11 protein-coding genes are annotated in these 11,452 nt (G+C 65.7%); 10 read left to right on the top strand and 1 reads right to left on the bottom strand.

What is annotated here, in order from left to right:
- Window positions 1-75 precede the first annotated feature (75 nt).
- From ACP156_RS07555 to ACP156_RS07535, 5 genes are all read left to right on the top strand, one after another.
- Window positions 76-348 carry a DUF1153 domain-containing protein gene (locus ACP156_RS07555; RefSeq protein WP_425050656.1) on the top strand — a complete coding sequence of 91 codons (273 nt, stop codon included), beginning with the start codon at window positions 76-78 and terminating at the stop codon, window positions 346-348.
- Between the two features lie 252 nt (window positions 349-600).
- Window positions 601-1,314 carry a response regulator transcription factor CtrA gene (gene ctrA / locus ACP156_RS07550; protein WP_425050655.1) on the top strand — a complete coding sequence of 238 codons (714 nt, stop codon included), beginning with the start codon at window positions 601-603 and terminating at the stop codon, window positions 1,312-1,314.
- 96 nt (window positions 1,315-1,410) lie between these two features.
- Window positions 1,411-3,672, top strand: a complete 2,262-nt coding sequence (gene ligA / locus ACP156_RS07545) for an NAD-dependent DNA ligase LigA (RefSeq protein WP_425050654.1) — start codon at window positions 1,411-1,413, stop codon at window positions 3,670-3,672.
- A complete protein-coding gene (recG, locus tag ACP156_RS07540) occupies window positions 3,669-5,759 on the top strand; it encodes an ATP-dependent DNA helicase RecG (protein WP_425050653.1) in 2,091 nt (696 codons plus the stop codon). Before ligA ends, recG begins: the two co-directional genes overlap by 4 nt.
- A gap of 96 nt (window positions 5,760-5,855) precedes the next feature.
- A complete protein-coding gene (locus tag ACP156_RS07535) occupies window positions 5,856-5,978 on the top strand; it encodes a hypothetical protein (RefSeq protein ID WP_425050652.1) in 123 nt (40 codons plus the stop codon).
- A gap of 310 nt (window positions 5,979-6,288) precedes the next feature.
- On the opposite strand, the gene ACP156_RS07530 is transcribed toward ACP156_RS07535, so the two are convergent.
- Window positions 6,289-6,915 (bottom strand): PAS domain-containing protein, encoded by a 627-nt coding sequence (locus ACP156_RS07530; protein WP_425050651.1) that lies wholly within the window; start codon window positions 6,913-6,915, stop codon window positions 6,289-6,291.
- A gap of 200 nt (window positions 6,916-7,115) precedes the next feature.
- Between ACP156_RS07530 and ACP156_RS07525 the strand changes: the two genes are divergently transcribed.
- From ACP156_RS07525 to ACP156_RS07505, 5 genes are read left to right on the top strand one after another with little or no spacing between them, the layout of a single operon-like run.
- Window positions 7,116-8,006 (top strand): YicC/YloC family endoribonuclease, encoded by an 891-nt coding sequence (locus ACP156_RS07525; protein WP_425050650.1) that lies wholly within the window; start codon window positions 7,116-7,118, stop codon window positions 8,004-8,006.
- A 3-nt stretch (window positions 8,007-8,009) separates the two neighbouring features.
- Window positions 8,010-8,654, top strand: a complete 645-nt coding sequence (gmk, locus tag ACP156_RS07520) for a guanylate kinase (protein ID WP_425050649.1) — start codon at window positions 8,010-8,012, stop codon at window positions 8,652-8,654.
- Window positions 8,651-9,178 carry a gamma carbonic anhydrase family protein gene (locus tag ACP156_RS07515; protein WP_425050648.1) on the top strand — a complete coding sequence of 176 codons (528 nt, stop codon included), beginning with the start codon at window positions 8,651-8,653 and terminating at the stop codon, window positions 9,176-9,178. The genes gmk and ACP156_RS07515 overlap by 4 nt, the downstream gene beginning before the upstream one ends.
- Before the next feature lie 35 nt (window positions 9,179-9,213).
- On the top strand, window positions 9,214-10,407 hold the full coding sequence (locus ACP156_RS07510; RefSeq protein ID WP_425050647.1) for a trans-sulfuration enzyme family protein: 1,194 nt from the start codon (window positions 9,214-9,216) through the stop codon (window positions 10,405-10,407).
- Window positions 10,404-11,423: a sensor histidine kinase gene (locus tag ACP156_RS07505; protein WP_425050646.1), complete on the top strand. Its 1,020-nt coding sequence runs from the start codon at window positions 10,404-10,406 to the stop codon at window positions 11,421-11,423. Before ACP156_RS07510 ends, ACP156_RS07505 begins: the two co-directional genes overlap by 4 nt.
- The last annotated feature ends 29 nt before the right edge of the window (window positions 11,424-11,452 follow it).

Here is an 11,452-nt window from a genome sequence, read left to right as displayed (position 1 = left end):
CTAACAAGACCCGGCTTCACGCGGCATTAAGGCGGGTGGGTCAATCTCGGCATGTCAAATCTGAGGGGAACTGACATGTACCTGCGCAAAGTCGACGGTCCGCGTACCGTCACCTTGCCCGATGGCACCTCGATGAGCCGCGCCGACCTGCCGGACGCGAATACCCGGCGCTGGGTCGCAAGCCGCAAGGCCGCGGTGGTCAGGGGGGTGTCGTTCGGGCTGATCACGCGGGAAGAGGCGCTGAAGATGTACGGGCTCAGCGCGGACGAATTCGAATCCTGGGCCGCGATGGTGGACAAGCATGGCGAGGCCGCGCTGAAGGCGACCGCCTTGCAAAGATATCGCTGAACCGCGCGGCCGGAGAAAGAAAAATCACCCGGAAATACACGCCAAAGTGGAAAGGTGTTTCCAAGTTAGAGTTTAGGAACTTAATTGCTTAAGCGAATGAAGTTCAATTGCACCGCGTTAACCTCAAACCTTAAGAGAATTTGCGTAAATCATCCACCGAATGGCAATATTAAAGGACCAAAGTAACCTGTGGTTAACCTTTCCTGACCTATGACGGTTTCAGTGCAACTGGTTGAGAGTGGAGTGCCGAACATGCGTGTCCTTCTTGTGGAAGACGACCCAGCCACCTCGCGGAGCATCGAACTGATGTTGTCCCATGCCAACCTAAACGTCTACGCGACGGATCTGGGGGAGGAAGGGATCGATCTTGCGAAACTTTACGATTACGATCTCATACTTCTTGATTTGAACCTGCCAGACATGAACGGCCACGACGTGCTGCGGCAATTGCGGATCGCCCGCGTCGACACGCCGATCCTGATCCTTACCGGCGCGGACGACACCGAAAACAAGCTGAAGGGTTTCGGCTTTGGCGCCGACGACTACCTGACCAAACCCTTCCACCGGGAAGAACTCGTGGCGCGCATCCACGCGATCATCCGACGGTCCAAGGGGCATTCGCAGTCGGTGATCCGCACCGGTTCGATCGAGGTGAACCTTGACGCCAAGACGGTCGAGGTTGCGGGCAAGGCGGTCCACCTGACGGGCAAGGAATACCAGATGCTGGAACTGCTTTCGCTGCGCAAGGGCACCACGCTGACGAAAGAGATGTTCCTGAACCACCTTTACGGCGGCATGGATGAACCGGAACTGAAGATCATCGACGTGTTCATCTGCAAACTGCGCAAGAAGCTGTCGCAGGCCACCGGCGGCGACAACTTTATCGAGACGGTCTGGGGCCGGGGCTATGTATTGCGTGACCCGGAACCTGCGGAAATGAACGACCAGATCGCCATCGGCGCGTGACGCCGGGCGAGATCGGGCAGACGATCCAACTCACGGAATAGACTTCTCCCGGGTGCGCTCCTATCAAGTCGGAAAGCACTCGGGAGGGCCCTTAAGGTGGCGACTGAAAAAGCGGTAGCAGAGCTAAGCCAAACGGAAGCCGCAGAAGAGCTTGCTGTGCTGGCCGACAAGCTGGCGCGCGCCAACGCCGCCTACCATACCGAAGACGCGCCAGAGATATCGGACGCGGACTACGATTCGCTGAAACGGCGCAATGCCGCCATCGAAGAGCGGTTCCCCGACCTGAAACGCGCGGACAGCCCGACCGAACAGGTCGGCGCCCCGGTCAGCGAAAGCTTCGCCAAGGTCGAGCACTCGGTCCGGATGATGTCGCTGTCCAACGCCTTCGCGGACGAGGATGTGCGCGACTTCAACGACACCGTCCGCCGTTACCTTGGCTTGCGCGACAGCGACGGCGGGCTGGCCTATACCGCCGAGCCGAAGATCGACGGGCTTTCCCTGAGCATCCGCTACGAGAACGGCCGGATGGTCAGCGCCGCGACCCGGGGCGACGGCGCGGTGGGCGAGAACGTGACCGCGAACGCCAGGACCATCGGCGACATTCCCGAAACGCTGAAAGGCGCGCCCGAGGTGCTGGAGGTGCGCGGCGAGGTCTATATGAGCCACGCCGACTTCGAGGCGCTGAACGCCCGCCACGAGGAAACCGGCGGCAAGACCTTCGCCAACCCGCGCAACGCCGCCGCCGGCAGCCTGCGCCAGATCGACCCGAAGATCACCGCCGCGCGCCCGCTGAAATTCTTCGCCTACGCCTGGGGCGAACTGAGCGAACCGCTGGCGGACACCCAGATGGGCGCAATCGCACGCTTCGCGAAGCTTGGCTTCCAGACCAACCCGCTGACCCGCGTCTGTGACGGCATCGACGAAATGCTGGCCCATTACCGCGATATCGAAGAACAGCGTGCGACGCTGGGCTATGACATCGACGGCGTGGTCTACAAGGTCAACGATCTCGAGCTTCAGCGCCGCCTTGGCTTCCGCTCGACCACGCCCCGCTGGGCCATCGCACACAAGTTTCCCGCCGAGCTGGCGTGGACCCGGCTGGAGAAGATCGAAATCCAGGTGGGCCGCACCGGCGCGCTGTCGCCCGTTGCCCGCCTGACGCCCGTGACCGTGGGCGGCGTCGTGGTCTCGAACGCCACCCTTCACAACGAGGATTACATCGCCGGCCGCGACGCCAAGGGCGAACCGATCCGCGACGGCAAGGACATCCGCGAGGGCGACTGGGTCCAGGTCTATCGCGCGGGCGACGTCATACCCAAGGTGGCCGACGTCGATCTGTCGAAACGCCCCGACGACGCCGAGCCCTATGAATTCCCGCATGTCTGCCCGGAGTGCGGGTCGGAAGCGGTGCGCGAAGAGGGCGACGCGGTGCGCCGCTGCAGCGGCGGTCTGGTCTGTCCGGCGCAGGCGGTCGAGAAGCTGAAGCATTTCGTCAGCCGCGCCGCCTTCGACATCGACGGGTTGGGCGCGAAGCAGATCGAGATGTTCTATGCCGACGAGGGCCTGCCGATCCGCGAGCCCGCCGACATCTTCACGCTGGAACGGCGCGACACGAAGAACCTTGCCCGGCTGAAGAACCGCGACGGCTATGGCGAGACCAGCGCGAAGAAGCTGTTCAACGCGATTGACGAGAAACGGAAAATCCCGCTGAACCGGGTCATCTTCGCGCTTGGCATCCGCCACGTCGGCGAAGTCGCCGCCGCCGATCTTGCGCGCCACTACAACAGTTGGGACACCTTCACCAAGGCCATCGACGCCGCCGGTCCCGCCGCGCAGCGCCACCTGAAGGCCGAAGACGCGGTAACGCGCGAACGCCAGCACGCCGCGGATGAGGGGCGACGCGCCCAGATCAGCGCCACTCGTGAGAAGGTCTGGGCGGAAGATCCGGCGGTTCCGGCCGAAGCCAAGGCCGCGTGGGACGATCTTGTCGGCATCGACGGCATCGGCGCGACGGTGGCCGTGTCTCTGGTGACCACGTTCCACCAAGAGGCCGAGCGCGCCTCGATCGACCGGCTGGCGGCGGAACTGGATGTGCAGGACGTGGCGGCGCCTGCGACCTCGGACAGCCCGGTTGCGGGCAAGACGGTGGTGTTCACCGGCACGCTGGAGAAGATGACCCGCGCCGAGGCGAAAGCGCGGGCCGAGGCGCTTGGCGCCAAGGTCTCGGGCAGCGTCTCGGCCAAGACAGACCTGCTGGTGGCGGGGCCGGGCGCCGGGTCGAAGGCCACGAAAGCCGCCGATCTGGGGGTCGAGACCATCGACGAGGATGGCTGGCTGGCCCTGATCGGGGACGCATGAGCAGCCGGCCCGAACGCCTGTTTCCGCTGTTTGCGGACATCGAGACGCTGGAGGGCGTCGGGCCGAAGGTTGCGAAGGCGCTGGAGAAGATCGCCATCACCCGGCCGCGCGACGTGGTGTTCACGCTGCCCTATTCCGGCATCGACCGCCAGCGCCGCGCCACGGTGCAGGGTCTGGACCTGCCCGCCACCGTCACGGTCGAGGTCGAGGTGGGCCGTCACATGCCGGGCCGCACCCGCTCGGCCCCGACGCGGGTCGAGGTGACGGACGCGCAGACGACGTTCCAACTGGTGTTCTTCCACGCGCGCGGCGACTGGCTGATGAAACAGCTCCCGCCGGGCGAGCGGCGGCTGGTGTCCGGCAAGGTCGAGATGTTCGACGGAATGGCCCAGATGGTCCACCCCGACCACGTGCTGCCTCCCGACGAGGGCGAGGAGATCCCGCCGTTCGAGCCGGTCTATCCGCTGACTGCCGGCGTGACCCAGCGCACGATGATGAAGGCCGCGCAAAGCGCGCTGACGCGTGTGGCGGAACTGGACGAGTGGATCGACCCCGGTCTGCGCGCGCAAGAGGGCTGGCCCGCGTGGCACAAGGCCGTCGATACCGCGCATAATCCGCTGGGGCTTTCCGAGATTGCCGCGACTTCCCCGGCACGGCAGCGGCTGGCCTATGACGAGTTGCTGGCGCACCAGCTGACCCTCGCGCTTGCGCGGTCGGCGTTGAAGAAGGGCAAGGGCATCCCGACCGTGGGTGACGGCGCGCTGCGGCAGAAGGTGCTTGCGTCGCTGCCCTATGCGCCCACCGGCGCGCAGACCCGCGCGATTGCCGAGATCGCCGAGGACATGGGGCGGCCCCTGCGTATGAACAGGTTGCTGCAGGGCGACGTGGGCGCGGGCAAGACGCTGGTGGCGTTGCAGGCGCTGCTGGTCGCGGTCGAAGCGGGCGGGCAGGGCGTGATGATGGCTCCGACCGAGATCCTTGCGCGGCAGCATCTTGAGGGGCTGCAACCGCTGGCAGAGGCTGCGGGCGTGGTGCTGGAGATCCTGACCGGTCGCGACAAAGGGTCCGAGCGCAAGGCCAAGCTGGCGGCGCTGGAACGCGGCGACATCCAGATCCTCATCGGCACCCACGCCGTGTTCCAGCGTGATGTCGTGTTCCAGGACCTGCGGCTGGCCATCGTGGACGAACAGCACCGGTTCGGCGTGGCGCAGCGGATGGAACTGGGCGCCAAGGGCCGTGCGGTGGACGTTCTGGTGATGACCGCCACGCCGATCCCGCGCTCGCTCAGCCTTGCGCAATACGGCGACATGGATGTGTCGGTGCTGGACGAAAAGCCGCCGGGGCGGAAGCCGATCACAACGGTTCTGGTGTCGACCGGGCGGATGGATGAGGTCGTCGGACGCCTGCGTCACGCGATGGAAGAGGGGCGGCAGGCCTATTGGGTCTGCCCGCTGGTCGAGGAATCCGAAACCGTCGACATGACCGCCGCCGAGGACCGGTTCAAGGTTCTGCGCGCGGCGCTTGGCGAAGGGAACGTCGGACTTGTCCATGGCCAGATGCCGCCCCGCGACAAGGACGCCGCGATGGCGCGGTTCGTGGCGGGCGAGACCAAGGTGCTGGTCTCGACCACGGTGATCGAGGTGGGCGTGAACGTTCCCAACGCCTCGATCATGGTGATCGAGCGGGCCGAGAGCTTCGGACTGGCCCAGTTGCATCAGTTGCGCGGCCGGGTCGGACGGGGCGAGGCGGCGTCGACCTGCCTTCTGATGTACCAGCCGCCCCTGACCGAGACCGGGCGCAGGCGGCTGGAAACGCTGCGCGAGACCGAAGACGGCTTCCGCATCGCCGAGGAAGATCTGGCGATGCGCGGCGCGGGCGACCTGATCGGCACCGCGCAGTCCGGGCTGCCGAAATTCCGCATCGCCGATCTGGAACGCCAGTCGGCCTTGATGGCACTTGCGCAGTCGGATGCGCGCAAACTGCTGCATGACGATCCCACGCTGGAAACCTCGCGCGGGCAGGCGGCGCGTGTACTGCTTTGGCTGATGGAGCAGGAAAAAGCGATCCGTTTGATTTCAGTCGGTTAGCCCTTCGCTGCCAATTTGTTCGCGAATGTTCTCATAAAGTTCTTTACAAAAAGAACGTGGCATGAGAACAAAGGAGCAACAACAGGGAACATCGACATGATCAATGAAATGAAAAACGTAGTGACCCGTTCTTCTTCGACCCTTCTTCAGGATGCCGCCGGTGCTGCCGCTTTGGTCCTGATGCTGGTGGTCGGTCTCAATCTGCCCGGTATTCTTTAGGTTCTATTCACCAAGTTCTGCCTGCGTTCTGTCATCCTGCCGGTCCCCGCGCACTGTCCCAAACTCTCGCGCGTCGGCCAGTTCGCCTGATCCTGGCCTCAACGGGGTAAGCCTCACATCCCCCGCAACCGGCGCCCGATCGAACAGACGCTTTTTGCCGCCGCCTCCTTGTCCCGGGAGTGCGGCGGTTTTTTTGTGTGTGCGGGGCGTGCCCTTGATCCGCCGGTGTAAGAAAAGGCGCGGCACCCGGACCGGTACCGCGCCTTCCGTCGTTCGCGGGCCTGCCTTGCCGGCAGTTGCCGCGCCCGCCTCAATCTCTGTCGTCGTCGCTTTGCACCAGCCGCAGGTTCGGCCGCTGCGATCCGCCCCGGAAGGTCGCGCCGGGTTCGGAAAAGCCGGGTTGCACAGGCTGGGTCTCGCGCGCGTCTTCCGGTTCCGGCTGTGCCGTGGCCACGATCCGGCGCATCTGGACCTGATCGACCGAGAACCGGCGCGGCGCGCGCCCGATTTCACCGTGGCTTTCTAGGCAGGCAAGGATGCGCGGGGTGCCCCGGCCTTCGGTGTTGGTCAGCGGCGCAAGGAACAGGCGCGCGGGCAGGGCAGGGCGGCCGATGCCACGCTGGCCGGACAGCGAGATGTCGGCGACCTGCGGCGCGGTGACGACCGCCTCGACGGCCTTCTGGATACGCTCGCGTGCGTCGGGCAGGAAGAAAGCGGTCAGCGGCATGCCCCGGACCTCCATTCCCAGCAGGTCGCGCAGGTGCATCCCCGAAATCCGCACCCGCGCGATGCCGGGGGCCACGTGTTCCATCAGGAAGGCGTATTCCAGTGACGTGCCCAGCCCGCGCGGATCGACCTCGGCCCGGTCGGGCATGAGACGGCCCTGCCGCAGCCCTTCCCAATAGGCGTCGACCTGCGCGATGGCCGGATATTTCAACGGTACAGCCTTTCCGAACAGCGAAACGACATTCTCAAACCCCCGGTGCCGAAGCTCCATCACACTACCCCCAGGACCACGCGCGCATTGTCGCCCGCGACCCCTTTTGTTAACTGCTATTTCAGATTCCTTACTCTTTCCTTAATCTCTCACAAATTGCGGCGGAATGGAGGCAAGATCTTTCCAAATGGTTAATGGCCATGACTAAGTCGATGACCGGTTTCGCCGCAGCAAAGGGCGCGGGCGAAGGGTTTACCTGGACGTGGGACATGCGGTCCGTGAACGCGCGCGGCCTTGATGTGCGGATGCGGATGCCGGACTGGGTCGAGGGGCTGGAGCCTGCGGTGCGCGCGGCTGTCTCCGCCGTGGCGGCGCGGGGCAACATCACCGTGAACCTGAAGCTGTCGCGGGAAGAGGGCGCGTCGGACGAACGCATCGACCGCGCCACGCTGGACCGTGTTCTGGCACAGCTGGCCGAGGTCGGTTCCGCCGCAGCCGTTGCCGGGGTCCATCTGGGCAAGCCGACGACCGCCGAAGTGCTGGCCATGCGTGGGGTGCTGGTCAGCGAGGGGTCGGAAACCGAGATCGGAAAGCTCGCCAAGGCGATCACCGCCGACCTGCCGGACCTGACCAAGGCGTTCGACGAGATGCGGCAGACCGAAGGCGCGGCGCTGCAATCGGTGATCGAGGGGCAGCTTGATCTGATCGAGTCCCTGACCGTTGAAGCCGCGACGCTGGCCGAGGCCCGCAAGGAACAGATGGCCGAGAAGCTGCGCGAAAACCTCGCGCGGGTGATGGACAACACCGAGGGCGCGGACCCCGCGAGGGTGGCGCAGGAACTGGCGGTGATCGCGGTGAAGACCGACGTGACCGAAGAGATCGACCGCCTGACCGCCCACGTTGCCGCCGCCCGCGATCTGCTGGCCTCGGAGGGACCGGTGGGCCGCAAGCTCGACTTCCTCAGCCAGGAATTCAACCGCGAGGCCAACACCCTGTGTTCCAAGTCCCAGTCGACCGAGCTGACCCGCGTCGGCCTTGACCTCAAGGCCACCATCGATCAGATGCGCGAGCAGGTTCAGAACGTGGAGTAGGCCATGACCGCGCGGCGCGGGCTTCTCATCATCCTGTCCTCGCCCTCGGGCGCGGGCAAGTCGACCCTCGCCGGACGTTTGCGGGACTGGGATCCGACGATCCGTTTCTCCGTTTCGGCCACCACCCGCGCGCCGCGTCCCGGCGAGCAGGACGGGCGGGAATACCACTTCATCGACGAGACGCGCTTCAAGCGCATGGTGTCGGACGGCGACATGCTGGAACACGCGCATGTCTTCGGCAATTTCTACGGCTCGCCCAAGGGTCCGGTGGAAAAGGCGATCACCGAAGGCTGCGATGTGCTGTTCGACATCGACTGGCAGGGCGCGCAGCAGATCCGGAACTCGTCGTTGCAGGACAGCGTGTTGTCGATCTTCCTGCTGCCGCCGTCGATCAAGGAACTTCACCGCCGCCTGATCAGCCGCGCGCAGGATGACCCCGAGACGGTCGAGCGCCGGATGAAGCGCAGCTGGGACGAGATAAGCCACTGGGACAGCTACGATTATGTGCTGGTGAATGACGATCTCGACGCGACCGAGCGCCAGTTGCAGACCATCATCAACGCCGAGCGCATGCGCCGCCCGCGCCAGCCCGGGCTGACCGACGTGGTGCGCAGGCTGCAGATGGAATTCGAGGAGACCGCGTTGTGACGTTATACGCGTTGGGAGGGTTCGAGCCCGAGTTGCCCGAGGACGGCGATGTCTGGGTCGCGCCCGATGCGAACGTGATCGGCAAGGTCGTCCTGCGGTCCGGCGCGTCGGTCTGGTTCGGCTGTACCCTGCGCGGCGACAACGAGCCCATCGTGATCGGCGAGGGGTCGAACGTGCAGGAAAACACCGTGATGCACACCGACCCCGGCTGCCCGCTGACGGTCGGCGCCAACTGCACCATCGGCCACAAGGCGATGCTGCACGGCTGCACCATCGGCGACGGCACCCTGATCGGCATGGGCGCGACGGTTCTGAACCGCGCGGTGATCGGCGAGGGCTGCCTGATCGGCGCCGGGGCCCTGATCACCGAGGGCAAGGAGATCCCGCCGGGCTCGCTGGTGATGGGCGCGCCGGGCGAGGTCGTCCGCACGTTGGATGACGCCGCACGCGAGGGCCTGCTTGCATCCGCCGAGCGCTACCGCGACAACATGCGCAAGTTCAAAAGGGAACTTCGGGCTCTGTAACCGAAGTTTCGCAAACACCTGCCAGAAGCACTCCGATGACCGATACCCCCAAATCCATCGTGCGCCGCACCCCGTGGCCCGAAAGCTCCAGCCGCGCGGTGGTGACGCCGCTGCAACCCTCTGTGGTCTATGCCTCGCCCAGCCCGTCTGCGCTGGACGACCAGTACGAGGGGCGCGCCAAGGGCTTCACCTATGCGCGCGAAGGCCACCCCAACGCAGAGGTGCTGGCGCAGAAGATCGACAGCCTCGAAGCGGCAGAGGGCGGGCTGATCGTCGGGTCCGGCATGGCGGCGGTCACGGCGCTGTTCTACGGGCTGCTGAAACAGGGCGATCACGTGGTCGGCGGCAACCAGTTGTATGGCCGGTCGATGCGGATGATGCGCGAGGAACTGCCGCGCATGGGCATCACCAGCACGCTGGCCGACCCGACCGACGTGGCCGCGATCGAGGCGGCGCTGACGCCCGAGACCAAGCTGATCCTGCTAGAGGTCGTGTCCAACCCGACGCTGCGGGTGTCGGACGTGGACGGGATCGCGAAGCTGGCGAAGGATCGCGGTATCCTGCTGGCCATCGACAACACCTTCACCACGCCGCGCGGGCTGGTGGCCTATGACCACGGCGCCGACATCGTGATCCACTCGGTGACCAAGCTGCTGGCGGGCCATTCGGACGCCACGCTTGGCTATATCGCGGCCAAGGATCCGGTGCAGCGCAAGCGGATCTACGACACCGCCGTCACGCTGGGTCTGACGCCCAGCCCGTTCGACTGCTGGCTGGCCGAGCGGGGGCTTTACAGTTTCGAGCTGCGTTATGACCGGGCCGAGGCGAACGCGCGGGCGCTGGCCGACGCGCTGGCCGGGATGCCCGGTGTCAAGCGCGTGCTGTACCCGACGCGGCCCGACCATCCCGACCACAACCGCGCGGTTGCGCTGTTGGGCGAGCGGGGCGGCAACATGGTCAGCTTCGAGATCGCCGGCGACCGCGCCGCGACCGACGCGCTGGTGCAGGCCGCTCCGAACATCGCCTTCGCGCCGACGCTGGGCGACATCGGCACCACGCTCAGCCATCCGGCGAGTTCTTCGCACCGGGCGCTGACGGCCAAGGAGCGCGCGTCGCTTGGCATGTCCGAAGGCTTCTTCCGCGTGTCGGTTGGAGTCGAGGATGTCGGCATGCTGATCGCCGAGTTCCGCGCCGCCATCGAGGCCGCGATGGGCGCGTCTTCGGAATGATCGAACTGCCGGTCTCACCCATCCTCGCCGCAGTGCCGATGCCGCTTGTGCTGATCGGCCGGGACGAGCGGGTGATATCGGCCAACCCGTCCGCCGCGCAGCTTTTTGGCACCGCCGCCGAAGGCTGGCACTATATCACCATCCTGCGCCAGCCGGTGCTGCTGGATTGCGTCGAGGCCGCTCTGAAGACCGGCGAGCGGCGCGAGGCGCGGTATCTGACCCGCGACGGCGAACGGGACGTGACCTACAACGTCGTCGCCGCGCCCGCGGGGCAGGGGGTTCTGCTGTCGCTGGAGGATATCAGCCACGTCCAGGCGGCGGGCGAGATGCGGCGCGACTTCGTGGCCAACGTCAGCCACGAACTGCGCACGCCGCTGACCGCGCTGATCGGCTTTATCGAGACTTTGCAGGGCCCGGCGAAGAAGGACTTCGAGGCGCAGGCTCGGTTTCTGGGCATCATGGAACGCGAGGCCGGGCGGATGAGCCGTCTGATCGAGGACCTGCTGTCGCTGTCCCGAGTCGAAAGCCAGGAACGGGTGCGCCCGACGCAGAAGGTCGACGTGGCCAGCCTTGTGACCTCGGCGTCGATGACGCTTGGGCCGCAGGCGGCCGATGCGGACGTGACGCTGAAGGTCGTGGGCGCCGAGGAACCGGTGGAGGTTCTGGGCGACAGCGACCAGTTGCTTCAGGTTTTCACCAACCTGATGGAAAACGGGATCAAGTACGGCGACGGCCTCGTCACCGTCGAGATCGTGCCGCAGGAACGCGACCCGATGCTGCGCGGCCCGGCGGTTCGGATCGAGGTCAGCGACGACGGCGAGGGGATCGACGCCCTGCACATCCCGCGCCTGACAGAGCGGTTCTACCGCATCGACAGCCACCGCTCGCGCGAGATGGGGGGCACGGGTCTGGGCCTCGCCATCGTGAAGCACATCGTGAACCGCCACCGCGGCCGATTCCGAATCGAAAGCCAGAAAGGGCAGGGCAGCCGCTTTATCGTGGTGCTGCCCGCCTGAGAGGCCGAGAGACTCCCCCAACGCGCGAC

It is taken from the genome of Psychromarinibacter sp. S121, assembly GCF_049801035.1.
Lineage (GTDB): Bacteria > Pseudomonadota > Alphaproteobacteria > Rhodobacterales > Rhodobacteraceae > Psychromarinibacter.
Note: the sequence above shows the minus strand (reverse complement) of the source record. Positions and strands in the feature narration are given on the sequence as shown.

What these genes read in the sequence shown, in the direction of transcription:
- ACP156_RS07555 (WP_425050656.1), top strand. Translation starts at nt 76, where the DNA reads ATGTACCTGCGCAAAGTCGACGGTCCGCGTACCGTCACCTTGCCCGAT.
- ctrA (WP_425050655.1), top strand. Translation starts at nt 601, where the DNA reads ATGCGTGTCCTTCTTGTGGAAGACGACCCAGCCACCTCGCGGAGCATC.
- recG (WP_425050653.1), top strand. Translation starts at nt 3,669, where the DNA reads ATGAGCAGCCGGCCCGAACGCCTGTTTCCGCTGTTTGCGGACATCGAG.
- ACP156_RS07535 (WP_425050652.1), top strand. Translation starts at nt 5,856, where the DNA reads ATGATCAATGAAATGAAAAACGTAGTGACCCGTTCTTCTTCGACCCTT.
- ACP156_RS07525 (WP_425050650.1), top strand. Translation starts at nt 7,116, where the DNA reads ATGACTAAGTCGATGACCGGTTTCGCCGCAGCAAAGGGCGCGGGCGAA.
- gmk (WP_425050649.1), top strand. Translation starts at nt 8,010, where the DNA reads ATGACCGCGCGGCGCGGGCTTCTCATCATCCTGTCCTCGCCCTCGGGC.
- ACP156_RS07510 (WP_425050647.1), top strand. Translation starts at nt 9,214, where the DNA reads ATGACCGATACCCCCAAATCCATCGTGCGCCGCACCCCGTGGCCCGAA.
- ACP156_RS07505 (WP_425050646.1), top strand. Translation starts at nt 10,404, where the DNA reads ATGATCGAACTGCCGGTCTCACCCATCCTCGCCGCAGTGCCGATGCCG.